At 40.5% G+C, this 25,356-nt stretch carries 26 protein-coding genes, 1 other RNA gene and 1 riboswitch; of the genes, 21 read left to right on the top strand and 6 right to left on the bottom strand.

The features are described from left to right. Window positions 1-3: 3 nt before the first annotated feature. On the bottom strand, window positions 4-2,691 hold the full coding sequence (locus LCD34_RS00810; protein ID WP_148779975.1) for a PBP1A family penicillin-binding protein: 2,688 nt from the start codon (window positions 2,689-2,691) through the stop codon (window positions 4-6). Window positions 2,692-2,710: 19 nt separating this feature from the next. After that, complete coding sequence (gene recU, locus LCD34_RS00805) at window positions 2,711-3,346, bottom strand: Holliday junction resolvase RecU (protein WP_050827323.1); 636 nt, start codon at window positions 3,344-3,346, stop codon at window positions 2,711-2,713. A 46-nt stretch (window positions 3,347-3,392) separates the two neighbouring features. Between recU and LCD34_RS00800 the strand changes: the two genes are divergently transcribed. Continuing rightward, window positions 3,393-4,349: a DUF2515 domain-containing protein gene (locus LCD34_RS00800; RefSeq protein WP_050827322.1), complete on the top strand. Its 957-nt coding sequence runs from the start codon at window positions 3,393-3,395 to the stop codon at window positions 4,347-4,349. A gap of 23 nt (window positions 4,350-4,372) precedes the next feature. Here the strand turns inward: LCD34_RS00800 and sspM are convergent, their stop codons facing one another. Then, window positions 4,373-4,477 (bottom strand): acid-soluble spore protein SspM, encoded by a 105-nt coding sequence (gene sspM, locus LCD34_RS00795; protein ID WP_017359731.1) that lies wholly within the window; start codon window positions 4,475-4,477, stop codon window positions 4,373-4,375. 196 nt (window positions 4,478-4,673) lie between these two features. Between sspM and LCD34_RS00790 the strand changes: the two genes are divergently transcribed. From LCD34_RS00790 to LCD34_RS00780, 3 genes are all read left to right on the top strand, one after another. Continuing rightward, entirely contained in the window at window positions 4,674-4,907 is a 234-nt protein-coding gene (locus LCD34_RS00790; RefSeq protein WP_224558417.1) for a DUF5446 family protein, read from the top strand. 49 nt (window positions 4,908-4,956) lie between these two features. Continuing rightward, window positions 4,957-5,337, top strand: a complete 381-nt coding sequence (locus LCD34_RS00785) for a YppE family protein (protein ID WP_224558416.1) — start codon at window positions 4,957-4,959, stop codon at window positions 5,335-5,337. Window positions 5,338-5,445: 108 nt separating this feature from the next. Then, a complete protein-coding gene (locus tag LCD34_RS00780) occupies window positions 5,446-5,898 on the top strand; it encodes a YppG family protein (RefSeq protein ID WP_224558415.1) in 453 nt (150 codons plus the stop codon). A gap of 21 nt (window positions 5,899-5,919) precedes the next feature. Here the strand turns inward: LCD34_RS00780 and LCD34_RS00775 are convergent, their stop codons facing one another. Further along, window positions 5,920-6,339, bottom strand: coding sequence for an Hsp20/alpha crystallin family protein (locus LCD34_RS00775; protein ID WP_144740044.1), 420 nt, complete (start codon window positions 6,337-6,339; stop codon window positions 5,920-5,922). 168 nt (window positions 6,340-6,507) lie between these two features. Here LCD34_RS00775 and LCD34_RS00770 point away from each other — a divergent pair, with 168 nt between their 5' ends. Beyond that, on the top strand, window positions 6,508-7,014 hold the full coding sequence (locus LCD34_RS00770; protein WP_065460619.1) for a PTS glucose transporter subunit IIA: 507 nt from the start codon (window positions 6,508-6,510) through the stop codon (window positions 7,012-7,014). A 49-nt stretch (window positions 7,015-7,063) separates the two neighbouring features. On the opposite strand, the gene LCD34_RS00765 is transcribed toward LCD34_RS00770, so the two are convergent. Further along, a complete protein-coding gene (locus tag LCD34_RS00765) occupies window positions 7,064-8,182 on the bottom strand; it encodes an NADH-dependent flavin oxidoreductase (protein WP_025207530.1) in 1,119 nt (372 codons plus the stop codon). A 160-nt stretch (window positions 8,183-8,342) separates the two neighbouring features. Here LCD34_RS00765 and LCD34_RS00760 point away from each other — a divergent pair, with 160 nt between their 5' ends. From LCD34_RS00760 to pbuX, 12 genes are all read left to right on the top strand, one after another. After that, a complete protein-coding gene (locus LCD34_RS00760; protein ID WP_224558414.1) occupies window positions 8,343-10,589 on the top strand; it encodes a DEAD/DEAH box helicase in 2,247 nt (748 codons plus the stop codon). A gap of 23 nt (window positions 10,590-10,612) precedes the next feature. Further along, entirely contained in the window at window positions 10,613-11,860 is a 1,248-nt protein-coding gene (locus LCD34_RS00755; protein ID WP_224558413.1) for a ribonuclease H-like domain-containing protein, read from the top strand. A 314-nt stretch (window positions 11,861-12,174) separates the two neighbouring features. Next, the gene (gene cotD, locus LCD34_RS00750; RefSeq protein WP_072368252.1) at window positions 12,175-12,411 is read left to right on the top strand and encodes a spore coat protein CotD; all 237 of its coding nucleotides are present in this window, start codon (window positions 12,175-12,177) and stop codon (window positions 12,409-12,411) included. A 49-nt stretch (window positions 12,412-12,460) separates the two neighbouring features. Then, complete coding sequence (locus tag LCD34_RS00745) at window positions 12,461-13,003, top strand: DUF1273 domain-containing protein (protein ID WP_263490549.1); 543 nt, start codon at window positions 12,461-12,463, stop codon at window positions 13,001-13,003. Between the two features lie 75 nt (window positions 13,004-13,078). Beyond that, window positions 13,079-13,384, top strand: coding sequence for a cell division regulator GpsB (gene gpsB, locus LCD34_RS00740; RefSeq protein ID WP_008344631.1), 306 nt, complete (start codon window positions 13,079-13,081; stop codon window positions 13,382-13,384). A 60-nt stretch (window positions 13,385-13,444) separates the two neighbouring features. Then, window positions 13,445-13,826: RNase P RNA component class B (gene rnpB, locus LCD34_RS00735), an RNA gene on the top strand. 108 nt (window positions 13,827-13,934) lie between these two features. Continuing rightward, complete coding sequence (locus LCD34_RS00730) at window positions 13,935-15,089, top strand: class I SAM-dependent RNA methyltransferase (RefSeq protein WP_224558411.1); 1,155 nt, start codon at window positions 13,935-13,937, stop codon at window positions 15,087-15,089. 105 nt (window positions 15,090-15,194) lie between these two features. Continuing rightward, window positions 15,195-15,392 (top strand): hypothetical protein, encoded by a 198-nt coding sequence (locus tag LCD34_RS00725; protein ID WP_017359721.1) that lies wholly within the window; start codon window positions 15,195-15,197, stop codon window positions 15,390-15,392. Window positions 15,393-15,467: 75 nt separating this feature from the next. Continuing rightward, window positions 15,468-17,405, top strand: coding sequence for an ATP-dependent DNA helicase (locus LCD34_RS00720; protein WP_017367482.1), 1,938 nt, complete (start codon window positions 15,468-15,470; stop codon window positions 17,403-17,405). Window positions 17,406-17,532: 127 nt separating this feature from the next. Continuing rightward, window positions 17,533-19,038 (top strand): carboxypeptidase M32, encoded by a 1,506-nt coding sequence (locus LCD34_RS00715; RefSeq protein ID WP_129548351.1) that lies wholly within the window; start codon window positions 17,533-17,535, stop codon window positions 19,036-19,038. A 138-nt stretch (window positions 19,039-19,176) separates the two neighbouring features. Beyond that, window positions 19,177-19,276: riboswitch (purine riboswitch) on the top strand. 118 nt (window positions 19,277-19,394) lie between these two features. Continuing rightward, window positions 19,395-19,979 carry a xanthine phosphoribosyltransferase gene (xpt, locus tag LCD34_RS00710; protein ID WP_181891496.1) on the top strand — a complete coding sequence of 195 codons (585 nt, stop codon included), beginning with the start codon at window positions 19,395-19,397 and terminating at the stop codon, window positions 19,977-19,979. Then, complete coding sequence (pbuX, locus tag LCD34_RS00705; RefSeq protein ID WP_007500846.1) at window positions 19,976-21,295, top strand: xanthine permease PbuX; 1,320 nt, start codon at window positions 19,976-19,978, stop codon at window positions 21,293-21,295. The genes xpt and pbuX overlap by 4 nt, the downstream gene beginning before the upstream one ends. A gap of 65 nt (window positions 21,296-21,360) precedes the next feature. Here the strand turns inward: pbuX and LCD34_RS00700 are convergent, their stop codons facing one another. Then, window positions 21,361-22,215, bottom strand: a complete 855-nt coding sequence (locus tag LCD34_RS00700) for a polysaccharide deacetylase family protein (RefSeq protein ID WP_224558410.1) — start codon at window positions 22,213-22,215, stop codon at window positions 21,361-21,363. A gap of 480 nt (window positions 22,216-22,695) precedes the next feature. Here LCD34_RS00700 and LCD34_RS00695 point away from each other — a divergent pair, with 480 nt between their 5' ends. The 4 genes from LCD34_RS00695 to fbpC all read left to right on the top strand — a co-directional run bounded on the left by LCD34_RS00695 (window position 22,696) and on the right by fbpC (window position 25,290). After that, complete coding sequence (locus LCD34_RS00695; RefSeq protein WP_144740053.1) at window positions 22,696-23,202, top strand: GrpB family protein; 507 nt, start codon at window positions 22,696-22,698, stop codon at window positions 23,200-23,202. A 309-nt stretch (window positions 23,203-23,511) separates the two neighbouring features. After that, a complete protein-coding gene (locus tag LCD34_RS00690; protein WP_025207522.1) occupies window positions 23,512-24,609 on the top strand; it encodes a type III polyketide synthase in 1,098 nt (365 codons plus the stop codon). After that, window positions 24,609-25,118, top strand: coding sequence for an isoprenylcysteine carboxyl methyltransferase family protein (locus tag LCD34_RS00685; RefSeq protein WP_017359716.1), 510 nt, complete (start codon window positions 24,609-24,611; stop codon window positions 25,116-25,118). Before LCD34_RS00690 ends, LCD34_RS00685 begins: the two co-directional genes overlap by 1 nt. A 64-nt stretch (window positions 25,119-25,182) precedes the next feature. Then, window positions 25,183-25,290, top strand: coding sequence for a Fur-regulated basic protein FbpC (gene fbpC / locus LCD34_RS00680; protein WP_306172627.1), 108 nt, complete (start codon window positions 25,183-25,185; stop codon window positions 25,288-25,290). Window positions 25,291-25,356 lie beyond the last annotated feature (66 nt).

The raw sequence follows: 25,356 nt of genomic DNA, 5'->3' as shown, positions 1-25,356 counted from the left end.
TTGTTATTCGTCTTCTTTGCGAGAAGTAGAATTTGACTGAGTATTTGAGCTTTGAGAATTGGCTTTCTCGTCGTCTTTCTTTTTATCTTTATTGGCATCGCTCTGTGAGTTGCTGTTTCCATTTGTACTGTCTGAGCCATCACTTGAACCACCATTGCCGTTTTCGGTATTTCCGCCTTGATCTTTTTTATCATCAGGCTTCTGTTCATCAGTGCCACCTTGGTTTTGATTATCATCAGTTTGATCTGTCTGCTCATCATCAGGTTGCTGTGGCTCTTCTTCTTCTTTGTTCTCATCATCTGCTTTTTCTTCCTCTTCTTCGTCATCTTTAATGGTGAGGAAGGTAGAAGCCGCTTTACTTGTGACATCGTCTACAGTCGCTGTCACTTGGAATTTATAGGTGGATCCTGGCTTCACATCAGAGATGACGGCTTCTTTAGAAGAGCTGTTTTGAATGTCTTTATAGCCGCCATCATCGACCGCTTGCTTTACATTAAATGTTGCATCTGCATCGTCATCATAACCCCAAGTGAGTGTAATCGATTTTTTCTCTTCATCATACACCGCTTTTAAGTCAGATGGTTTGTCAGCTTCTTTCTTTTCATATGTGTCAGAAACTTTTGTTGGGACAGTTCCTTTGACGAAGTATTCCGTTGTCTTCTTATCACTTGGTGTGTTTGGTCCAGCTAACTTCGCTGGATCTGATCCTTTTTCAACCGTTGCTTCAACGACACTATCTGGTTTTTCAAATGAGCCGCTTCCATCATCAATTTGAGAAATTAATTTCTGGAAGACAACTTTGGCAACACGTTGTTCATAATCCGTAAGCCACATTTTGCCGTCCGCATCTTTTGAGTTGCCGATTCCAGTCCACACAGCTGCTGTGTATTGCGGCGTGTAACCGACAAACCATGAATCTTTCGCACCGCCAGAAGGGATGTTGTATTTATTAATATCATCTTGTGTAAAGTTGGTTGTACCTGTTTTACCAGCTACTTGAACATTCGGTACTTGTGCGAGTGTACCTGTTCCAGATTGTACAGCAGTTTTCAGCATATCTGTGATCATAAATGCAGTGTAATCACTCATGGCTGCTTTTGAGTCTGGCGTTAAGTCAAGCTTCGTTCCGTCATTAAATTCAACAGACGTTACAGCATGCGGTTCATTATAGTATCCGTTGTTACCGAATGCACTAAATGCACCAGCCATTTTAAGAGAAGAGACACCTTCGTCAAATCCGCCGATTGAGTAAGACTCAGGGATGTCAGAAGGTAAGTCCAAACCTAAGTTATTGGCGAATTGAACAGCATTATCTGTACCAGCTTCTTGGAAAGCTTTTAAAGCAGGGATGTTTCGTGATTGTGCCAAAGCACTTCTCATCGACATTTTCCCTAAGTGTCTTCTGTCAAAGTTGTTAATTGGTGTACCGTTAGAGTACGTATAAGGCGCATCATCAATTTGCTGATATGTTGACCATTTTTTGTTTTCAATTACAGGACCGTAATCTAAAATTGGTTTGATTGTAGATCCCGGCTGGCGTTTTGCATCAGTGGCATAGTTAAAGCCGCCGGCTGGTACATCACGACCACCGCCAATGGCACGAATTTCACCATTTTTTGTATCTAGCAGGGTGACTCCAGCTTGCATACCTTTCGTAAATCCGGCTGAATCCCCATTGATGATGTCATCCAGATGATCCTGTGCTTTTCGATCAAGAGAAGTATAGATTTTTAATCCATCTGTTGATACATCTACTTTGGCTTTTTTCTGTACTTCTTCCATGACTTCTTCAATATAAGCAGAGTACTTACTTGAGTTTTGACTCTTATATTTATCAGCTGAAACAACTGTTTTGCTGACAGGTGTTGCTTTTGCTTCCTCATAATCTTTTTCTGAAATATAGCCTTGTTTTTTCATTAGGCCTAAAACGATATTACGACGTTTTTCCGCTGCCTCTGGATGTTTCACTGGGTTATAGGCAGAAGGACTTTGCGGCATACCTGCAAGTGTGGCAGCCTGTGCAACAGTTAGTTTATTTAAATCTGTCACTCCGAAAAATTGTTCAGCCGCTTTCCCAACACCATAAGCATAAGGAGAGAAGAAAATACGGTTTAAATACATTTCTAAAATTTCATCTTTAGAGTATTTTTGCTCAAGCTGAATCGAGAGCCACACTTCCTGTACTTTACGTTTTAACGTCTTTTGATTGTTAAGCAGGGAGTTCTTCACAACCTGCTGTGTAATCGTACTTCCACCTTCTGCTCCAAAACCGTCCTCGACGTTTGCGACAAGAGCACCGCCAATACGGATAGGATCAATCCCGTGGTGTTTATAAAAACGTGCATCTTCAGTTGCAATAAACGCATCTTTTACCACGTCGGGTATATCTTTAATCGAGACATACGTTCTTTTTTCCGCCCCGACTTCTGCAAAGACTTTTTTGTCTTTATCGTAAAGTTTTGAAGAATACGGCGTTTTTAGCTTGCTATCATCAATAGAAGGAGCGCTTGATGCAAAAACGGCAAAAGTTGTGATTCCGGCTACTAAACAAAGAAGACCGATCACGAGTAAAGATAAAAATATTTTTTTAAATAGACCTGCTTTCTTTTTGCCTTTTTTGTTCTTTTGCTTCTTATTGTTTTCTTGACTTGCTTTACGTCGCTGTTCACGACTTGTAAATTGATCAGACATCACATCTCAACCTTTCGTGTTAAACCTTTTTCGAACGTAAATGATGCTTGCTTTCATCCGAAAAATGAAGTGTCTCCACTACTTTAATATAATCAATTCTTGGCGAATATCCAAGTGTCATGAGGTGACCTGCTTCCATTAATTCATCTTTGCTAATGGATTTACGGCCGTTTTGCTGCTGCCGCTCCCAAAAGAAGAAGAGGTCAGTAGCGGACAAATAATAAACGGAACCAAATGCGGATATAATAACAAAACAAATACCGCCTTGCTTTTCAACCTGTTTCATATGCTCAATTTGATGGTCGTGGAAATTTTTGAGCGGAAACGAGGTGGTGCTTTTGGTTTCCTTTGCTTCAAAATCGATATAGCGCCCTTTGTATACCCCGTTGTAGTCTGTTGTGGAGGATTGTTTAAAATAGGCTTCTTTAATGACAGCAGCGCTTCTTTTTGGATAATCCACATTGACAATTTGAACAGGGGTAGGCTTTTTATGAATGACTGCAATCCCGTTGACCAAATAGTACTGGTTCGTTTCATTTAAGTCAGCTTCAAGCGTCATCCCGCGGTTACTATAAGATGATTCGCCGCTGATTCTTTTTTTTGTCCCAATTTGTTGAATGGGCTGATACGATTTTCCGTTAGGATACCGAATCATCAAGTTTCAGCCTCCTTTTAATGCATTTTGTATTGGAGAGATCACCATGTTGTCACAACAAGAGCACATGATTACCCAGCATATTTTACATGAAACGAAAGCGAAAAATAAGGACAACCTGACAAGGACAAATGCGTACAAGCGCTTTTATGACCGTCATCCAGAGATGAAATGGTCTCTGCTTGCTTCTTTTGTCTCGAGAAATGCTGGATGGTCGATGACAGATTTAAAAGGCGAGCTCTTCCATCCGGGTTTAACGGATCAGCAAGGGCATCTGTTCTTTACAGCGTATGAAAGAGCGAATTGGCTGATCTTTTCAGATGCTTACCCGCAGCTTCTCTTGTATGAATGGTCAAAAAGGTGCCGCAAGCCTTTATTTCATCTGCTGCCCCATTTCGGTGTGTCTCGTTTTATGAGCGCTGAGTGGGAACGATTTTGGCAAAAGCGTGACAGAGAGCGATTGCTGCATGCACTCATCATAAATGAACAATATACTATACAATCTCCTATTATACAAAATCCTCTCCTGAAAAAGAATGTTTTTCACTCGATTCAATATCTTTTCAGCGAGTGGGCACATTTTCAAACCGTCGTTTTTCCGACAGTAGACGGGCATTTGTACGGCTTAACCATACGAAAGTTTTCCCAAGTAAAAGAGCGCATTACGTTAGGGAAAAAACTAGCAAAACTATTGTTTCGAGCCGATTTGTTTTCGGATTTTTATCATTTTTTGCATACCGTGCCGCATACGGGATCTCGATTTGATTTTGAACCGTTTTTAGGGATTGCGCGAAGGTCAAGCCCTTTCCTCAGAACGGTGTATCCAGTCATGACACATTCATTAGACGATCAAAGGGAAGATTGGTTTCAAAAGAAATTGAGTCCATCCTTGTTTGAAGCAGAGCGTTTACCAAAACAAATTGAGCTGACCGACTGGTATTTTCATAAAAAAAGGCAGCTTCGTTTTCTTTTCTCATTAGAACACTATTTTTTGCATAAATAAAAAGCAGGGGGTACCTGCTTTTTTTACGTGGATGGACGGTTAGGGCCGCCGAGCTTTTTATCAAGCTGATCTGTACTGTTTTCTTTCCCTTTTGTTTTTTGCTCTTTTGGTGCTTGCTGCTTTTTCATGACATCTACCTCCTTTGTCCTTAGAATTTACACAATCGGACGCGATCATACAAAGAAGGACAAGCACGTGTCGAAATGGAAGAAATTGCGCTTATCTTCACTTAGATTGGCGATTTAGTTCTAGTTTTGTCATGTATGAAGGAGGGAGTAAAAGAAAAGAGAATGTAACGAGAGATGATAAAGGAGGAATCTGATGATGAGCGAATTTGTATCAAAAGAATCCATTATGCAGTTGTTAGAGGAAATTGAGCGAAAGATTGATGCGGTGGAAGAAGAACTGTCTTTAGCTGTCAAAAAAACAAAAAACGCTGCCGTAGAGGAGCAAGAACAAATCATTGACCGTCTTGAATCTGAAGTGAAGGAATGTGAATTGAAAATTCATGCAGCAGAGTATAAGCTGCAGGCAAGACCCGCATATCACGCCGGATAGCTTTTCTATTTGAGCAATAAGTAAACGTTTGATAGGATGGTTCATAGAGGTGAACACTTTGGATAATCAAACATTACTTGAACATACACAAGAGTTGATCACGTGGATCGAAGAAGCATACGAGCAGTACCTTAAGGGAAAGGCAGAAGAGGAATACCCAGTTTATGATTTTTACAACGATATTCAGCCGGCCGTTGTCAAATTTGATCAGCAAATGGAAGAGTGGCTTACTGCTGCTACCTCATTTATTCATCAGGTCAAACCTAGATACTTACATCAAGAACAGCTTGAAGCCGTCCAAGAAAATGGAAAAGAGGTTGTGCTGCAATCTTATTTTGGCAAACAGCATGCACCTCGTGTGAAAAATTTAGTTGAGTCAGTGATTTATACACTGAACCTTTTAATAGAAGAAATCAACAAACGCAGCTGATGAAACAGTCTGCGTTTTTCTTATGGCTGCTGTAGGCACATCTTCTGCTTCCTGAACATAATATATCATTGACTTCAATATGTTTTCAGAGCGAGAGGAGCGAGATACATGTTCCCTTATTCAAACCAGCCATCTTATCAAATGAATCAATTTCAGCAACGGCCTTTTCCGTATCCAGATATGCAGCAGCCTCCGCAGCCTCCAGAATATTTCATGCCCCCATATCAAGGTGAAATGAACCAGCCGCCGTCTGCAGGCTATCAGCCGCCTTTTGGATATCAGGAAAACTTCCAGCCTTATCAGCCGCAGCCTGAAGCAATGAATCAGCCGCAAATGCAGCCGCCGGGCATGATGCCTATGCAGCAACCTATGAATCCTTATCCTTTGCCAAGGCCACAAAAACAGCAATCATCTCAATTTAAAAGTGTGCTGTCACAATTTAAAAAAACGAATGGGCAATACGATTTTAATAAAATGTTTGATACTGCTGGACAAATGATGAGTACAATGAATCAAGTGGGCTCATTGGCGAAAGGATTTACAAGCATTTTTAAAGCATAGCAAAACCCAATAGATATACATCTATTGGGTTGTTTGTTTTGGCGCAGTCACACGAAGAGATTGATCTTTCCAAACGCTCTTCATATTGGTTTCATCTATTTTTGCAGGCATTAAAATGGTTTTGGTAAAGCTCGAATAGGAGGAAGTCATGTCTGTTTTGATTTTTTCCTGTACCGATAAGTGTAAATATTGCGCTTTCACTTCTAGTGCGATATCACCTTCGACAAAATGGTCTGGAAATCGAATCTCAATATATACATATTGATCATCTTCTGTCACATCGGTTGTAATGGATGCAAGTGAATGGCTCGTGGTCATCAGCGCCTCTGCACTATTTAAAATGTCGTGAAACGGCGATGATGCAAAAAATTGTTCAATCGCTTCATATAGAATGTCTTCATTTGCTAACAACTCGTGTTTCTTTTCACTTTCATGTTTCATTTGAATCACCTCTCATCTACAGCCTATGCAAAAGGGGCTCAGGCGGTTATCAATTGATGAGAGGAAAAAATTATGATTAAATAGTGTTGAATGAAGCAAGGTGTATGAGCGAGAATGTTTATACGCTGAATAGATCTAGAAGCAAAGCTTGAAGGGAGCAAATGAACATTGCTGAAAAAATTATTCGGTTTCGGAAAAAACCAAGATGATGTAAAGGAAGAAGTCATTTATTCTCCAGTTGATGGAGAGTTAATGGATATGACCGATGTACCAGATCCCGTTTTTTCTCAAAAGATGATGGGAGACGGCGTAGCTGTAAAACCAAAAAACGGCACCATTGTGTCACCAGTAGATGGTGAAATTATTCAACTCTTCCATACAAAACATGCAATTGGGATTCGAACACTCTCGGGGCTTGAGCTTCTGATTCATATCGGACTTGAAACGGTTGGATTAAATGGTGAAGGCTTTGAAGCACACATAAAAGAAGGGGATAAAGTGAAAGCAGGTGATCCTCTCATTACGTGTGATTTAGCGCTGATTGAAGAAAAAGCGGCAAGCACAGTGACACCAATTGTCATCATGAATGGTGATTTAGTAGAACATCTTACCAAAGAACCTAAGGGCTCTGTAGAAAAGCAGACGTCCAAACTTTTTACAGTGAAAATGAAATAATCCAAAAAAACTACCCTGAGTTGATAGGGTAGTTTTTTGATTGAGGACATTAATCCTCCATTGGAACCCAGCCTTTACTTGCTTCCATGACAGTCCATAAACCTTCTGGAATCAAGTACTTATCTTTTTGACTGCGTTTAATGACGGTCTCAATCTCGTTTTCTCTGCCTTCTTTAATCTTTACTGCCCAATCGGGATCAACAATGACTTCTCTTGCAACAGCGATGAGTGGAATCCCTTGATTGTATGCATTCAGTGCATCCTCAGCTGTAATGACGCTGCCGACGCCGATGAGTGGAAGCGTGTCACCACAGCGCTCTTTTAATAATTCCATCCGCGTCTTACTTGTATCAGCACCACGTCTTGCTTTAGCGTCAATCTCCATTAAAGAAATATGCAAGTAATCAAGGTTTTTTGTCTTAAGTACGTCCACTAAAGTAAATGTTTCTGTCATGGTTAAACCAGGTGTTTCTGGTTCTTCAGGTGATAATCGATACCCAAAGATAAATGGTTTTGTTACATGCTCTTTGATTGCTTCTTTCACTGCATCTACTACTGCAATTGGAAATGCCAGACGCTTTTCTTCGCTTCCGCCCCATTGATCTGTACGCTGATTACTATGCGGGGAGTAGAATTGCTGTAATAAATATCCGTTCGCTCCATGGATTTCGATCCCATCAAATCCCGCTTGGATTGCGCGCCTTGCTGCTTCTTTAAATGAGTCGATGATGTGAGGAATTTCTTCTTCTGTCAAAGCTCTCGCAATTTGTTTTCCATCTTTAAATACATCACTTGGCGCAACGACATCACCGTTTGGGACTAAATGAGGGAGAGCCTGAGAGCCGCCATGATGAATTTGCATAATGGCTTTTGTTCCTTTCGCTTGAATCGCAGAAGCAAGTTTTTGAAGGCCAGGTATATCTTCATCTCTTGCAATAGAAGGCTGTCCTTCAAACGCCTTACCATCTGGCGTCACGTTTGCACATGCGGTGATGACCATGCCCATTTCGCTTGATCTAGCGGTGATAAAATCAATTTCTTCCTTTGAGATCGTGCCATCCTCATGAGAACCGAAGTGTGTCATTGGTGCAACGACTAAACGGCCATCAATAGAGGCACCCCCTGGAAATGTAAAAGGTTCAAATAAAGGCTTAAATTCGTTTTTCAATCTCATCATCTTCTTCCTTAATAAAATCATTTCACTATAGAAGTGTAATAGATATTGTTACAACACATCAAAATATTTGCTCACAAGCGGTGCATCAAAAAATTGCCGCCTAGTCATGCAAACAAATATTCGGTACACTAGAATGAGAGGTGGATACCAGATGAAGAAGAAAACAATGAACGAACTCATAGAAGATTTAAAAAAAGACGAACAGGTCGAGCATTGGCATGAAATTGAAGCGAAGCCTGCACGGACTTCTCCAATTCCTGAAAGAGTAAATGACAGGCTCAAAGTGGCGCTTGAAAAAAGAGGTGTGAGCGAACTATACATTCATCAAAAGGAAGCCTTTGAACGTGTGATGGATGGTGAGAATGTGGTGACTGTGACACCTACAGCTTCAGGTAAAACGCTTTGCTACAATCTGCCAGTTCTTCAGTCGATCGCAGAAGATCAGACAAGCCGCTCCCTCTATTTATTTCCAACAAAAGCACTCGCGCAAGATCAAAAAAGTGAATTAAACGAAATCATTCATGAGATGGATGTTCCAATTCACAGTGAAACCTATGACGGGGACACCTCCCCAGCGATTCGCCAGCGCGTCAGACAGGCAGGACATATTGTCATTACAAATCCAGATATGCTGCACTCAGCGATTTTGCCTCACCATACGAAATGGGTCAGTTTATTTGAGAACTTAAAGTATATTGTCATTGATGAGCTTCATACATATCGAGGCGTGTTTGGCAGTCATGTTGCCAATGTCATTCGCAGACTAAAGCGAATTTGTGCATTTTATGGAAGTGACCCGACCTTTATTTGTACTTCAGCGACCATTGCGAATCCAAAAGAGCTTGCAGAGCAGCTGACCGGAAGCAAGGTGCATCTCATTGAACGAAACGGAGCACCTAGCGGTAAAAAGAATTTTGTCTTTTACAACCCGCCAGTCGTCAATAAGCCATTAAATATTAGACAAAGTGCGGCCAGTGTTGTGAATCAGCTCGCTAAAACATTTTTAAAAGAAAAAATTCAAACGATTGTTTTTGCTAGAAGTAGGGTAAGAGTTGAAGTTATCCTAAGTCATATTCAAGAACTAGTGAAAAAAGAAATTGGTCCTAAATCGATCCGTGGTTACCGCGGGGGCTATTTGCCGAAAGAGCGGCGCATGATTGAAAAAGGCTTAAGGGAAGGAGACATTCTCGGTGTAGTCAGCACAAACGCACTAGAATTAGGAGTAGATATTGGACAGCTAAAAGTCTGTATCATGACCGGATATCCTGGCAGTGTAGCGAGTACGTGGCAGCAGGCAGGACGAGCTGGAAGGCGTCATGAGGAAGCACTCATTATCATGGTCGCAAGCTCATCGCCACTTGACCAATATATTGTCAGACACCCTGAATACTTCTTTAACAGACCACCTGAATCGGCAAGAATCAATCCTGAGAACCTTATCATCCTAGTCGATCATCTAAAATGTGCGTCCTACGAGCTACCGTTTCGAGAAGATGAACAGTTTGGCGGTATGGAAGTAGAAGAAATCTTGCAATACTTACATGAAGAAGGGGTTCTTCATTTCAGCGGGAACCGTTATTATTGGTCAGATCAATCGTTCCCGGCTCATGGCATCAGTCTGAGATCTGCAAGTCAGGAAAATGTCGTCATTGTCGATCAATCCGATGTAGCGAACGTTCGAATTATTGGTGAGATGGATCGATTCAGTGCGATGACCTTACTTCATGATGAAGCGATTTATTTACATGAAGGGGTTCAGTATCAAGTGGAAAAGCTAGATTATGAACACCTTAAGGCTTATGTGAAACAAGTCGATGTAGAATACTATACAGATGCGAATTTAGCGGTTCAGCTCAAGGTGCTTGAAATTGATCAGACAACAGAGAAGGAAGCAGTATCTGTTCACTACGGTGATGTGACCGTCAATGCAATGCCGACCATTTTCAAAAAAATTCGATTGTCAACCGGGGAAAATATCGGTTCCGGCCCGATTCACTTACCTGAAGAAGAGATTCATACGAGTGCTGCTTGGTTTGAATTACATGAAGCAGAGCGGACATTTGAAGAAAAAACACTTGAACAGCTCTTGCTCGGTATTGCCAATGTTCTTCAGCATATTGTTCCGGCGTTTGTCATGTGTGACCGGTCAGACATTCATGTCATTTCTCAAATAAAGGCAGCCCATACCGGGAAACCGACCGTATTTTTATATGATCATTACCCAGGTGGAATCGGTTTAAGTAAAGAGGTGCAGGCTCGCTTTGATGAAATTGCCCGTGCAGCCACTCAGCTGATTGAGCGATGCAGCTGCGAGAACGGCTGTCCATCTTGTATTGGCATGGAAATGAAAGAGATCGATGGAAAAAGCAGTATCATTCAATTGATGGCAGGATTTTAAGGGAAGGGGGAATAGACGTACTCATGTCATTAAAAGGAAAATTAAACAGAATGAAAAAACACCTGTCGCACAATCAGTCAGATGAAAAGCGTGTGGCAGTAAAAGAGGGACAAACGCACACTGTGACGGCTGAAACCATCCCATTTCTAAAAGAGTGGGGGGAATTAAGTGCAGCTCCTTACTACTTTGAAGACTCTTTCTGCCTCATTCGGGAAGTGACCTATCCACTTGAGCATCAGCATGGGCGATATTCATTTGCAGAACTGCCGGAGATGGTGAGTGCATGGAACAAAAGTGAGATTCAGCATTCTCTTTCTGCAAAAGGCTACAAGCCTCACGAGCTATTTTTCTTCGATACAGAAACAACAGGACTGTCTGGCGGAACGGGAAATATGATTTTTCTGCTTGGGCATGCGAGAGTTTATTCAGATAAAGTAGTGGTAAAACAACATCTGCTCACGAATCCAGGAAATGAAGCGGCACTTTACAAAAGCTTTCTTAGTGAGGTGGATGTCGAATCACTCGTGACATATAATGGAAAATCATTTGACTGGCCTCAAGTCAAAACGAGGCATACATTATTACGCGATCAAATACCTGCTCTACCTGAATTTGGTCATTTTGACCTTCTGCATGGGTCAAGGAGATTGTGGAAACATAAATATGAGCGTATGGCTCTTTCGGTTGTAGAAAAAGAGGAACTGGACGTCAATCGAGAGGGAGATACACCGGGGTTCCTCGCACCAATGATCTATTTTCACTTTTTAAAGGAACAAAACCCGAAACTGATTGAAGGAATTTTGACTCACAATGAACTTGATGTCTTATCGTTAATCAGTCTCTACATTCATTTGTCTAAAAAAATCTTATCCAAAGATGCGGTGAAGGAAGACGATGAGAAATATGCATTAGCTAAGTGGCATCTTGCTCACCGTGATGTGCAGGAAGCAACAAAGCACCTGCAAGAATTAACGGGAGCAGCGTTTGAGCATGCGGATCAAGCAGCTTATGACCTATCATTACAGTACAAGCGATTAAAACAATGGGATGAAGCGGCATGCATATGGAGGCGTCTATTTGAATCAAGTGATGTTCATTTAAGATTAAAAGCGGGTGTAGAGCTAGCAAAGTATGAAGAACACCGTCAAAAAGATCCAAAAGCAGCCCTTTCCATTACCCAAACATTGTTATCACAATCGTCTTTAAGTGAACGAGACATTGTGGAACTTGACAAGCGAGAAAAGCGGCTCTTAAGAAAAGCTGGGCAATGAAATTATTGCCTGGGAAAGCGCAAAAAATGACAACGTTCGGCTCTCGGCCGAAAATAAAAATTGTTTAGCACTTTTATTGTAGAAAACTCACGAATCCTGTAAAATAACGTTAGATATTGAATGAGGAGCGTAGAGCATGTATAAGGGTCTTTTCTACTTGTTTTTTCTTGTTGTCATATTGGTCGCTTTTGTGTTTTCAAACTATAAAGATGTTTTTCTTGCAAACTTTTAAAATAGGTTAATGCATTAGTACATGTACACCTCTTGATTCATACATTGATAATGTAAGAAAATCAAGGAGAGGGGAATGCTACATGTACCATCATCATCATTGCAATCCAAATGTTACACAGCCAATTGTACATCCAACGAATCACTGCTGTACGCATAGTGAGTCAACTACAATTGTGCCGCACATCCACCCGCAGCATGTAACAAATGTTCATCACCAAAATTTCCAACATGTTCACTACTTCCCGCATACGTTTTCTCAGGTGGACCCGGCAACACATCAACACTTTAACTGCGGTGGACCTTGCTGTAACAGATAAAGTGAAATGGGACTTTTATAAGTCCCTTTTTTTAAAAGCAGGTGAAAAAATGAAAATTATTGCTGTCACAGGGTACAAGCCATTTGAGCTTGGGATCTTCAAACAAGACGAGCCTGCACTTCAATACATAAAAGCGGAACTTCGGAAAAGGCTGACGGCACTCATTGAAGACGGGCTGGAATGGGTGCTCATTTCAGGTCAGTTAGGGGCAGAAATATGGACAGCTGAAGTGGTCTTTGAACTTCAAGAGGAGTTTCCAGATTTAAAACTTGCTGTCATTACACCATTTTATGAACAGGAAGAGCGCTGGATTGAACAAAATAAAGAGCTGTATGAAGGCGTTCTTGCACAAGCTGATTTTGTAGAAAGTGTCACGCATAGACCGTATGAAAGTCCGGCACAATTTAAACAAAAGAACCGCTTTTTTATTGAAAAAACGGACGGCCTTCTCGTCTTATATGATCCCGAGCACGAAGGCTCGCCAAAATATATGATCAAAGAAGCTGAAACCTATACCGACTACCCAATTATGTATATCACAATGGATGATTTAAGAGCACAGGTTGAGGCGGAAGATCCGTTTTTTGACTAAAAGCAAGAGAAAATTTGACAACGTCACGTATTTCTGAAAAAATATACTATGAATTCACGATATGAGGTGAAAAAGATGCTTGCTGATAAAGTAAAGCTTTCTGCGAAAGAAATTTTAGAAAAAGAATTTAAAACAGGTGTCCGAGGGTATAAACAAGAAGAAGTCGATAAATTTCTAGATATGGTTATTAAAGACTATGAGACATTCCATCAAGAAATTGAAAAACTCCAACAAGAAAACCTTCACTTGTCAAAACAGCTTGAAGAAGCGGTTGAGCAAGGGAAAAGACAGCCTGCACAGTCCAATACAACAAACTTTGATATTTTAAAAAGACTATCTAATCTTGAGAAACACGTTTTCGGCAGCAAACTTTATGATTGAGTAATACCAAAAAAGCTTGTGTCAGATGACATTGTCGTTTATAATAACGCATGTTGATTAACGTTCGGGTAATCGCTGTAATGCTTTGACATTGCAGAGGAAAGTCCATGCTCGCACGGTGCTGAGATGCCCGTAGTGTTCGTGCCTGGCGAAAAAATAAGCCAGGGCAGCCTGGGAAAGGCTGACGGCAGGAAAAATGCCTACGTCCTTTTAGGATATGGCAAAGTATCCTTGAAAGTGCCACAGTGACGAAGTCTCACTAGAAATGGTGAGAGTGGAACGCGGTAAACCCCTCGAGCGAGAAACCCAAACTTGGTAGGGGAACTTTCTCAAAGGAACCAAACGGAGAGAAGGACAGAGAATTCTGTAGATAGATGATTACCACCTGAGTACGAGGCTTTTGCCGTTTGCAGTACGATGGAACAAAACATGGCTTACAGAACGTTATATCCGTTATCATAAACATGATGAAATCAAAGCTCTCCTATTTCTACATATGGAGAGCTTTTATCTTGATTAAGAAAAGAACGAGAAAACAGGTGATAAACAAATGAAAACCTATACACTCATCGCAACAGCGCCAATGGGAATTGAAGCGATTGTTGCAAAAGAAGTAAAAGACCTCGGGTATGAGTGCACCGTAGATAACGGAAAAGTTATTTTTCAAGGAGATGCGCTTGCCATCTGCCGTGCGAATCTATGGCTGCGTACAGCAGACCGAATCAAGGTCCAAGTTGCTGAATTTTCGGCTAGAACATTTGACGAGCTTTTTGAGCAGACAAAAGCCATTGACTGGGCTGCTTTTTTACCGAAAAATAGTACATTCCCTGTCATTGGTAAATCTGTTAAATCTCAGCTTGCCAGTGTGCCGGATTGTCAGCGCATCGTCAAAAAGGCTATCGCGCAAAAACTTAGATCATCTTACAACATACAGTCTGAATGGCTAGAAGAGACAGGCCCTGAATACAAAATCGAGGTAGCACTTTTAAAAGATAAAGTATTGCTGACGCTCGATACGTCAGGTGTGGGTCTTCATAAACGTGGATACCGTGCAGATCAAGGGGGCGCTCCGATTAAAGAAACCCTTGCAGCGGCGCTTGTCTTATTAACGAACTGGACACCTGACCGTCCGTTTGTCGATCCTTTTTGCGGATCAGGCACAATTGCTATTGAAGCAGCGATGATTGGACAAAACATTGCCCCTGGATTTAACCGTGAGTTCGCATCTGAATCATGGGAATGGATTGGTGAGGACGTTTGGAACAAAGCACGCCTTGAAGTAGAAGAAAAGGCGAACTATGATCAGCCGCTTCACATTATCGCGAGCGATATCGATCATCGTATGGTAGAGATCGCGAAACTGAACGCAGAAGAAGCTGGACTTAGTGAACTGATTCAATTTAAGCAAATGCAAGTGAAGGACTTTCAAACAAAAGATGAGTATGGTGTGATTGTCGGAAATCCGCCTTACGGTGAACGTCTCAGCGATAAGCCAGCTGTGGAAAAAATGTATCAAGGCATGGGCGAAGCATTGAAAAACCTAGATACGTGGTCCATTTACATTTTAACGTCACATGAAAAATTCGAAGAATGTTTCGGAAGAAAAGCGACGAAAAAGAGAAAACTGTTTAATGGATTTATTAAAACAGACTATTATCAATACTGGGGAAAACGCCGACCTAGAAGAGAAACAACTGAATTGTAACAAATGTCCACACCACGAGAAGGTGTGGATTTTTTATGCTAAACAGGTATAAGTCTTGACGGGACGGAATAAACTGAACTTGATTTTAAAAAAAGAGGTGTCTTCATGATTCATTATGATCAATTTCAGTTAATTCAAAAAGCACTCGCTTCAACAGCCCGAGAAATAGAAGGGATTGAAACAGGACAATCTGCTAAACTTACGGCAGCCATCGAGAACTTAGCAATGGCTCAAAACTACATAGACCATTCAGAGCACGCATTTTTAATGAAGGAAAGCTACCAACATCGCCTGCGCTCTTAAAAAAAGATTGTCATACCCCAGCATAAATGGTACTATTGAATGTCTGAATGATTCAAAAGTTGGGGGTTGAAGCAGGTGACAGCGTCTCGTTTGCCTTTTTCATTAACAAAAGAACATAATTTTTACGAAGAACTGGGCAACTGGATTGGTGATGTGTTTTATGACATTTTGCCAGAAAAGGGCTTTGATCTTCGAGATGAACAAATATTCATGGCTTTTCAGTTAGAAAGAGCCTTTAAAGAAAAAAGTGTGATGTTTGCCGAAGCTGGGGTAGGCACAGGCAAAACAATCGTTTATCTTTTATTTGCGGTCACATATGCAAGGTATACAGGGAAACCTGCGATCATTGCATGTGCAGATGAAACGTTAATTGAACAGCTCGTCAAACAAGAAGGTGATATCTATAAAATTGCCAATCACCTTGATATTCAAATAGATGCGAGATTAAGTAAATCGCATGATCAATATTTATGCTTAAAGAAACTAGAGAAAACGATGCAACGTGAAGATGATGAGAAGTGGCTCGACATTTATGAATCGCTTCCTTCATTTGTTCATGAATCTCATGGGATGCAGACATTTTATCCGTATGGTGATCGAAAAGAGTATCCAGAATTAACAAATGATGAGTGGTCAAGAATTGGCTATGACTCTTTTCAGGACTGCTTAACGTGCGACATGCGGCACCGCTGTGGCTTGAATTTATCAAGAGACCATTACCGAAAAGCAACAGACCTCATCATTTGTTCTCATGACTTTTACATGGAGCATGTATGGACAAAGGAGTCACGTAAACGTGAAGGACAGCTGCCGCTCCTTCCTGAGCATAGCTCTGTTGTATTTGATGAAGGACATCTTCTTGAATTTGCAGCACAAAAAGCGCTAACATACCGAGTGAAACAATCAACACTTGAGACGTTTTTGGAGCGTCTTTTGCAAAATGATATTCGTGAAGAGTTTGCAGAGCTTGTTGAAGATGCACTTGCAACAAACGATCAATTCTTTTACCTCTTAAAAACGAATGCCAAAGAAATCAAAGGATCACACCGCCTTGAAATTGGTCGTGTAGATGAGGTGAAGCGTTCAGCAAGTGAATTATGTGATTTGCTTGAGAAGATTGGAGAAGCGCTCGTATTTGAATCAGAGATGTACACAATTGATCAATATGAATTGTCTGTTGTGGAAGAGTACATTGAACAGATGGCGTATTCTCTGTCGCTTTATCAGAAAAATGCCATTAGCTGGCTGGAGAAACAGGAATTAGATACAACCTTTGTCGTCATGCCAAAAACGGTAGCAGAGGTGCTTGGTGAAAAGGTATTTTCACAAAAAATCCCTTATATTTTCTCGTCTGCAACATTGTCTGAAAACCAATCATTTGATTATTTAGCTGAAAGCCTTGGGATCAAAGATTACTTATCTATGAGTGTGGCTTCGCCGTATGATTATGAGGAGCAAATGCAAATGTATTTCCACGGAATTCAGCAGCCAATGACAGAGTCAGATGTAAAAGGTCAGCACGTGCTGGCTCAGGTAAAAGAAAATGGCGGTCGATCTCTTATTTTATTCCCTTCATTTGATGAACTGCATGTATTTAGAAAGCAGCTCGATGCATCAAATGAATCACTGCCTTTCCATGTGTATTTTGAAGGAGACGAGGAGATCAGTACCATTGTTCAAAAGTTCCAAGCGGATGAAACATCTGTGTTATGTTCCGTTCACCTGTGGGAAGGGCTGGATATTCCAGGACAGTCTCTAACAAATGTGGTTATTTGGGGACTTCCATATCCACCGCATGACCCAGTATTTGAAGCAAAACGGAATGAAGCGAAAGATGCATTTACTGAAGTGGACCTTCCATACATGCTGCTTCGTCTAAGGCAGGGCATTGGGAGACTGATTCGGACAAGCCAAGATGCTGGCAGCATTCATATTTACTTTGGCAGTCAGAAAGATATTGAGCTACAAAGTAAAATTGAATCCGTTCTTCCAGTGAAGCCAGTGATCTCTTAATGATAGAAAACCATTCAATAAGAGGAGGATACGATCAGCGTATCCTCCTTTTTCATTGACAAAAGAACATTTATTGAAGTAGCCTTGAAACGTACATACATATTTTATTGATTGGGGGAACGAACGCATGAGTCTTGAATCAAAAGAGAAAGCGTTTTATCAATTACTAGGAAAAATCGCCCATTATACAGAGGCGCTTCATTTACTTTATTGGGACTCTCGAACACAAGCGCCTAAAAAAAGTGCTGATTTCAGAGCAGAAACCATCGGTCAATTATCCAGCGATATCTTTAATATGAAGACTTCTGATGAAATGAGAAATCTTCTTGATGCATTAAATAAAGAGAAAGAAAAGCTTTCAAAAGACACGCAGAAGGCACTCGAATTATCGCAAAAAGAATATGATGAAAACAGCAAAATTCCAAAAGAAGAATTTAAAGAATACTCCATTCTACAATCAAAAGCAGAACATGTTTGGGTAGAAGCAAGGGAGAAATCAGATTTTTCACTCTTTGCACCCTATTTAAAACAGCTGATTGATTTTAACAAGCGTTTCATTCAATACTGGGGCGTGAAAAAAACACCATATGATGTGCTGCTCAATAATTATGAGCCGGATATGACGGTTGAACAACTCGATCAAAAATTCGGTGCACTTCGAGACGCCATCGTTCCTCTCGTGAAAAAAATTGAAGCTTCGCCAAATAAACCGGATACTTCGTTTTTATCGAAAAGCTTCCCGATCGACAAACAAAAAGAGCTGAGTCTCTTTTTCTTAAAAGAGTTAGGGTATGACTTTGACGCAGGACGACTTGATACAACGGTTCATCCATTTGCTGTGACATTAAGCAGAGGGGATGTACGTGTGACGACGCGTTATGATGAGTACGATTTTCGCATGGCGATCTTTGGCACCATTCATGAATGCGGCCATGCCATTTATGAACAAAATATTGATGAGGCACTGAGCGGAACGCTCTTATGTGACGGCACATCAATGGGTATTCATGAATCACAGTCTCTTTTCTTTGAGAACTTTATCGGCAGACATGAAGATTTCTGGAAAACGTATTATCAAAAGCTGCAAGAGGCATCTCCTGAACAATTTAAAGATGTCACTTTAGAAGAATTTGTTCATGCGGTGAATGAATCGAAGCCGACTTACATTCGAATTGAAGCAGATGAACTCACGTATCCACTTCACATTATTATTCGCTATGAAATTGAAAAAGCCATTTTCAATGAAGAAGTAGCCGTTGAAGATCTGCCGGCGTTATGGAATGAAAAATATAAAGCATATCTTGGCATTACGCCGCCTAACGATGCGCTTGGTATTTTGCAGGATGTTCACTGGTCTGATGGTAGTTTTGGTTATTTCCCTTCATATGCACTTGGTTATATGTATGCGGCGCAATTAAAGCAGCAAATGATCAAAGATTTACCGAATTTTGATGAACTGATTCAAAATGGGTCTTTTGCACCGATAAAAGAATGGCTAACTGAACATGTCCATCAGCATGGAAAACGGAAAAAGCCATCTGAAATCATTCAAGACGCAACTGGTGAAGAATTAAATGTTCAATACTTAATTGATTATTTAACAGATAAGTACACGAAACTGTATTTATCATAAATGAAAGGCACCCTTTGATCAGAAGGGTGCTTTTTTGCTGGTTGAATATTCTAAAAACGAACGTTTAAAGCTTAATGATTATTTAAGTTCGGTATTTTTCTAGAAAAGTGCTTTCCAAGCGTCTGAAATCTTGTTATAATTTGAACACTATGAAACACTCATATAATCGCGTGATGAAGGCACGCAAGTTTCTACCGGACACCGATACCGTCCGACTATGAGTGAGCAAAATGAAACAGCTTTTGTATGAGCTGAAGATCCCGTGGATCGTTTTCGCATTGCTTGCTCCTTAATGGACAGCAATGCTTTTTTTATGCAAAAAAATGAAAGTTGCTAATATGCTGGGAGGAAGAATGATGGAATTGTTACGTCAAAAGATCGAGAACGAAGGAATCGTTCTGTCAAATCAAGTGCTAAAGGTAGATGCTTTTTTAAATCATCAAATTGACCCTGTGTTAATGCATGAGATCGGTCAAGAGTTTGCTAGATTATTTAAGCATGATGGAATTACTAAAATTATCACAATCGAATCTTCTGGTATTGCACCTGCTGTCATGGCTGGACTTGCCCTTCATGTGCCAGTTGTTTTTGCCCGAAAGCGGCAATCACTGACTTTAACGGATAACCTTTTGACAGCAAGAGTGTATTCTTTTACCAAAAAAGTAGAAAGTACGATTGCTGTCTCTAACACGCACCTTAGTGAGGATGATTGTGTGTTAATTATCGACGACTTTTTAGCAAATGGAGAAGCCGCTAAGGGACTAGCTGCAATCGCAAAGCAAGCGAAAGCAAAAGTAGCTGGTTTTGGAATTGTTATCGAGAAATCATTCCAGCCTGGAAGAAAAGAACTTGTGCAAATGGGCTATAGAGTCGAGTCACTCGCACGTATCGAATCGCTCGAGGAAGGAAAAGTCACGTTTGTACGCGAGGTACAATCATGAGTGCCGCTAAAAAAGCCAAAACCCTTTCGCTAGGGATACAGCATGTACTGGCGATGTATGCAGGTGCGGTTCTTGTCCCGCTCATTGTTGGAGATGCGCTTGGGCTCACGCCAGCCCAGCTGACGTACTTAATTTCGGCAGATATTTTCATGTGCGGCGCTGCCACACTGCTTCAAGTATGGAAAAACCGCTTTTTTGGCATCGGTTTGCCTGTTGTACTAGGCTGTACATTTACTGCGGTATCTCCTATGATTGCGATTGGCTCTAAATATGGAATTTCGTCTATATATGGAAGTATTATCGCCGCAGGGTGTATTGTCATTGCTCTTTCATTTTTCTTTGGGAAGCTTGTGAAATTCTTCCCGCCCGTTGTCACAGGTTCCGTCGTCACGATCATTGGAATTACCTTAATTCCGGTCGCCATGAACAATATGGCAGGTGGTGAAGGAAGTGCAGACTATGGTTCTTTTGAGAATCTTGGACTTGCTTTTCTTGTATTGTTTATCATTGTCCTTCTCTATCGATTTACAAAGGGATTCATGAAAGCCATTGCCATCTTAATCGGCATTCTACTTGGGACAGCAGTTGCTGCTTTCTTAGGGAAGGTGGAGACAGCAGAAGTGGCGAATGCACAAGTTTTCCGCATCATTGAGCCTTTTTACTTTGGGCTGCCTACTTTTGAATTTGCACCAATCATGACGATGACATTAGTTGCCATTGTGTCATTAGTCGAATCAACGGGTGTATACTTTGCGCTCGGAGATTTAACGAATCGTTCATTAAAAGAGAAGGATTTAGCAAAGGGATATCGTGCAGAGGGAATTGCCGTCTTATTAGGCGGTATCTTCAACGCTTTTCCATACACAGCCTACTCCCAAAACGTTGGATTGATCCAATTAACAGGTGTGAAGAAAAATCAGGTCATTGTGGTGACAGGTGTATTATTAATGGTATTTGGCCTTTTTCCTAAAATCGCGGCATTTACAACGATTATTCCAAAATCCGTTCTAGGCGGTGCAATGGTCGCCATGTTTGGAATGGTCATTGCGTACGGGATTAAAATGCTCTCACGCGTCGATTTTGCCAAACAGGAAAACTTGCTCATTGTCGCATGCTCAGTTGGCATCGGGCTCGGAGTAACGGTTGTGCCGCAAATGTTTGAGCATTTGCCAGAATCGATTAAATTGTTAACAAGTAACGGAATTGTCGCCGGAAGCTTTACCGCTATTTTGCTTCATATTATTTATCACATGATTCCTTTTAAAAAAGAAACAGAGCAGGAGCTAATGGAAGAACCTAAGCAATCTGTTATGTAATCACTTCTCTTTGGAGAGCTGAAAGCCCGCATCCTTTGGATACGGGCTTGTTGTGATTAGTGTTATTAATGTTGTACCGGCGGCATTGTTTCGTTAATGACTGCAAATGTATAGCCCCTTGCTTTTAGTTGTGTAATCAGGCTATCTAAATAGTTCGTGGTAGAGGGTTGATCATGCATTAAAATCACTTTTGGTTCCCATGGTTTATTTTTCTCAAACATTTGCAGTTGATTCAATACCTCTGGAACATATTGTGAGTTTTTATATCTCCAGTCAAGGCTATCAATTGTCCAATCCCAGTAAATAAAGCCATTTTGGTTTAAACGTACTTTTTGATCATATGTTAAATTTGGAACACTGCCATAAGGTGTTCTCACAAGACGGGTGTAAACGCCTGTAACAGAAGCAAGAATGAGCTGAGCTTCTCTCATTTCATTTGCGGGAGACTCACTGCTTTGATAAAAGCGGTTTATATCATGCGTCATGCCATGAAGCCCTAATTGATGTCCTTCTTGATAAAGTCTTTTCACAGCTGCTTGGTGAGCTTGGATTTGCGGTCCAAGCATGAAGAATGTCGCCTTCACTTGATGTGCTTTTAAGACATTTAACAGCTGATTTGATGTAGCAGAAGGACCATCATCAAATGTTAAAAAGACCGTTTTATTCGTTGTCTGTTGGTTTGGATTGGTCTTAAATTGTTGATCCAATGTTCTTGTAGAATGATCTTTTGCTTTCAGACTGATACTTGTGTCTCGGAAGTCACTGCTAGTAACAATTGTTGCTTGCCCATTTGTCGCCTGCAAATGGGGTTTAGACATATCCCAGATAAAAAAGAGAAACAGTGTAAGAAGCACTAAACCAATTATCTTCGAGAGAAATATCGTGTTGTAGGGTGTTTGTTTTTTGGACACCTTTTTCATGACAATCACTCCAGTCAATTAAATTTTGTGCCGAATCATGTAGTAGATTCTGTCTTTTTTCACTGTTTTTCATGGTGCTCATATTGATTAAGTATACAGGAAAAAACCCCCTTTTCATATAAAATTATCAAATAAATTAGCATTTTATGGTTATCTATTTGTGTTGATCAGAAAAAAAGGTGATCCATTCATGTTTAAATGAAAGGTGGGGTTTGTCTACGGTCAGCACTTCTCATTTGAGAGATGTTTTTTTGCATAAAGCTATGTTAACTAACTCTATTAATAATCATTTTTGTTCTTTAGATATAAAACTAAGATGAGAGTGAATGGTTAAGAATCGTATTGAATGACATCAACCAAGAAATAGATCTAAACGAATAGGATGATTGTTGAAATCTGTCTGCTCTCTCCATATGGGACCTATGATAAAGTTGGTTTATTAACATTCTCCAAATGGGTGTTAAAAGGTGGGATAAGTAAATGTTGGGATTACCAAGAGGGGAAGTTTTTTTAGTGCCTTGGTCTATGGAGTGGAAAAACGAATATGAAAAAGAAAAGCGCCAGATAATAGCTGATATTGGTCCATACACAATCAATGTACATCATATTGGAAGTACGGCAGTAAAAGGTTTAAGCGCTAAGCCAATTATTGATATTGCAATTGAAATAGAACATTTTTTTGATGGAGAAAAATGTGTAATAGCGTTGGAAGGACTCGGTTACTCATATAAAGGAACAGACGTATTACCTGAAAGACACTACTTTAATAAAGGAGAACCACGAACACATCAAATCCATATGTATCAAAGACATAATAAGTATTTACTTGAACAGTTAAATTTCAGAGATTACTTGAGAAATAATGAGCAAGCTAGAAGTGAGTACCAACAGCTTAAACTTAAATTATCAAGATTACATGGAAATGACAAACACAAATACGCACATGAAAAAACTGCTTTTATTAAGTCAATCCTCGAAAAGATTTAGGTGAGGGTTTGCTCTTAAGATGTTCATAAGAGAGGTCATGTCACAGAGGAACTCCCAATTAACGGAGTTCTTTTTTTTCATTAAATCACCGAACATAAATTGCATAAAAAAAGCAGGTTCGCTTGGCTTGGAACGAACCTGTGAAGGAGGAAAACTACATCATGTTTTCACCTATATTATCCAATATTTATCAATTGTCGTCAAGACAAAAAGTTAGACGAAGGAAAATATTTTGACTGAATTGTGTCGTTTTGGCATGTATATCCTTTTTTTGATTGGGGATATTAAGCGAAAAAAGAGGTGAAGCCGATGGCATACATTCTTTCAGTTGGAACAAGTCTGCCAAAACATCATGTGGATCAGCAAGCAGCTGCTCAATTTGCAAGATCTCAATTTAAACGATCGTTTAAAGATATTGATCGGCTATTAAAAGCTTTTAATAATGGCGAAATAGAGAGCAGGCAGTTTGTACAGCCTATTGATTGGTATCAAGAACATCACTCTTTTGAAGAGAAAAATAATCTCTATGTCGAAAAAGCATTGGCTCATGCGAAAGAAGCCGTTTTTCACTGTCTGCATGAAACAGCGTTCCTTACAAAGCCAGTTCCTTTTGATGAGATTGATGCTTTGTTTTTCATCTCCAGTACAGGGTTATCAACGCCAAGTCTTGATGCAAAGCTGATGAATGTTCTTCCATTTTCTCCTTATACGAAACGAGTGCCAATTTGGGGGTTAGGCTGCGGGGGCGGGGCGGCAGGCTTATCCCGAGCTTATGAATACATCAGGGCGTATCCAGAAGCGAAAGTGCTCGTTGTTGCCTGTGAGCTTTGCAGCCTCACTTTTCAGCCACAAGATCAATCAAAAAGCAATTTAATTGGAACCTCGCTGTTCGGTGACGGGACGGCGGCCGTTCTTTTAACTGGAGAAAAGGCTGCCTCTAAGTATACGCGGTTAAAAACAGTACCTAAAGTGCTTGGCACGCAGTCAGTGACCATGAAAGATTCTGAAGATGTGATGGGTTGGGATTTTACCGCCGACGGATTTCGGGTCATCTTCTCACGTGATATTCCGTCCATCATTTCTGGGTGGTTAAAAGAGCAAGTGGATCAATTTTTACATCAGCTAGGGTTTTCAACAGAGGATGTATCTGTTTTTCTTGCTCACCCTGGAGGAAAAAAAGTGATTGATGCCTATCTTGAAAGCCTATCTTTACAAGAGCATCAGCTATTTTCTTCAAAAGAGGTTCTGAAACAGCATGGAAACATGTCCTCTGCCACTGTTTTATATGTCATGAAGCATTTTCTTGAACATCAGTCACTAGATGCAGGACAGGTGGGGCTTTGCGGAGCACTTGGTCCAGGCTTTTCGTCAGAATTATTGCTCATGAAATGGGAGGGACTCTCGTGATGATTTTCTGGATAGTGATTGGCATTTTCATTTGTCAGCGCCTCATTGAAGTGCTTGTGGCGAAAAGAAATGAAAAGAAGGTGAAGGCGATCGGAGCGATTGAATTTGGTGCAAGCCATTATCCTTATATGGTCGCTATGCATGCAGCTTTTTTCCTCTCGCTTATTGGAGAGACATGGCTGCTGCATCGTCAACCGTCTCGTTTTTTCCTATTGCTGCTTGTGTTCCTGCTTGCGACCCAGGTGATTCGGTACTGGGCACTATGTTCACTTGGGACGTATTGGAATACAAAAATCTTAGTCGTTCCAAATGCGATGATTGTGAAAAAGGGGCCGTATCGCTGGTTAAAGCATCCTAACTATGTGGTGGTGGCGATTGAACTGATGTTCATTCCGCTGCTATTTAACGCATTTATTACTGCCATTTTGTTTACGTGTTTAAATGGATGGATGATGATGGTCAGAATTCAAACAGAAGAAAAAGCACTGAATCAGTATTTACTAAATTAATATTGAAAATCATTATCAATTGTGCTACACTTTCATTAATGATAAACATTCTCAATCATGAAGGATGGACGGTGATCACATGACAATGATTTTCTTACTCGGTACGGTCTGTGTATACAGCTTATTGATTGGCTTCGTATTAAAAGGTGTTTCAAAAAAATCTGCTTCCTGATTGCAGTCCATTGCGACTGATCGGGCAGCAGATTTTTTTATTTCCTCAGATCAGAAGAAAAATCTC

Source organism: Bacillus sp. RAR_M1_44, from assembly GCF_020165935.1.
Taxonomy (GTDB): Bacteria; Bacillota; Bacilli; order Bacillales; family Bacillaceae; genus Bacillus; species Bacillus altitudinis.
Note: the sequence above shows the minus strand (reverse complement) of the source record. Positions and strands in the feature narration are given on the sequence as shown.

Excerpts from the sequence above, each read along its gene's own strand:
- LCD34_RS00810 (WP_148779975.1), bottom strand. The coding sequence starts at position 2,691 with ATGTCTGATCAATTTACAAGTCGTGAACAGCGACGTAAAGCAAGTCAA.
- recU (WP_050827323.1), bottom strand. The coding sequence starts at position 3,346 with ATGATTCGGTATCCTAACGGAAAATCGTATCAGCCCATTCAACAAATT.
- LCD34_RS00800 (WP_050827322.1), top strand. The coding sequence starts at position 3,393 with ATGTTGTCACAACAAGAGCACATGATTACCCAGCATATTTTACATGAA.
- sspM (WP_017359731.1), bottom strand. The coding sequence starts at position 4,477 with ATGAAAAAGCAGCAAGCACCAAAAGAGCAAAAAACAAAAGGGAAAGAA.
- LCD34_RS00790 (WP_224558417.1), top strand. The coding sequence starts at position 4,674 with ATGAGCGAATTTGTATCAAAAGAATCCATTATGCAGTTGTTAGAGGAA.
- LCD34_RS00780 (WP_224558415.1), top strand. The coding sequence starts at position 5,446 with ATGTTCCCTTATTCAAACCAGCCATCTTATCAAATGAATCAATTTCAG.
- LCD34_RS00775 (WP_144740044.1), bottom strand. The coding sequence starts at position 6,339 with ATGAAACATGAAAGTGAAAAGAAACACGAGTTGTTAGCAAATGAAGAC.
- LCD34_RS00760 (WP_224558414.1), top strand. The coding sequence starts at position 8,343 with ATGAAGAAGAAAACAATGAACGAACTCATAGAAGATTTAAAAAAAGAC.
- LCD34_RS00755 (WP_224558413.1), top strand. The coding sequence starts at position 10,613 with ATGTCATTAAAAGGAAAATTAAACAGAATGAAAAAACACCTGTCGCAC.
- cotD (WP_072368252.1), top strand. The coding sequence starts at position 12,175 with ATGTACCATCATCATCATTGCAATCCAAATGTTACACAGCCAATTGTA.
- LCD34_RS00745 (WP_263490549.1), top strand. The coding sequence starts at position 12,461 with ATGAAAATTATTGCTGTCACAGGGTACAAGCCATTTGAGCTTGGGATC.
- gpsB (WP_008344631.1), top strand. The coding sequence starts at position 13,079 with ATGCTTGCTGATAAAGTAAAGCTTTCTGCGAAAGAAATTTTAGAAAAA.
- LCD34_RS00730 (WP_224558411.1), top strand. The coding sequence starts at position 13,935 with ATGAAAACCTATACACTCATCGCAACAGCGCCAATGGGAATTGAAGCG.
- LCD34_RS00725 (WP_017359721.1), top strand. The coding sequence starts at position 15,195 with ATGATTCATTATGATCAATTTCAGTTAATTCAAAAAGCACTCGCTTCA.
- LCD34_RS00715 (WP_129548351.1), top strand. The coding sequence starts at position 17,533 with ATGAGTCTTGAATCAAAAGAGAAAGCGTTTTATCAATTACTAGGAAAA.
- xpt (WP_181891496.1), top strand. The coding sequence starts at position 19,395 with ATGGAATTGTTACGTCAAAAGATCGAGAACGAAGGAATCGTTCTGTCA.
- pbuX (WP_007500846.1), top strand. The coding sequence starts at position 19,976 with ATGAGTGCCGCTAAAAAAGCCAAAACCCTTTCGCTAGGGATACAGCAT.
- LCD34_RS00700 (WP_224558410.1), bottom strand. The coding sequence starts at position 22,215 with ATGAAAAAGGTGTCCAAAAAACAAACACCCTACAACACGATATTTCTC.
- LCD34_RS00695 (WP_144740053.1), top strand. The coding sequence starts at position 22,696 with ATGTTGGGATTACCAAGAGGGGAAGTTTTTTTAGTGCCTTGGTCTATG.
- LCD34_RS00690 (WP_025207522.1), top strand. The coding sequence starts at position 23,512 with ATGGCATACATTCTTTCAGTTGGAACAAGTCTGCCAAAACATCATGTG.
- LCD34_RS00685 (WP_017359716.1), top strand. The coding sequence starts at position 24,609 with ATGATTTTCTGGATAGTGATTGGCATTTTCATTTGTCAGCGCCTCATT.
- fbpC (WP_306172627.1), top strand. The coding sequence starts at position 25,183 with ATGGACGGTGATCACATGACAATGATTTTCTTACTCGGTACGGTCTGT.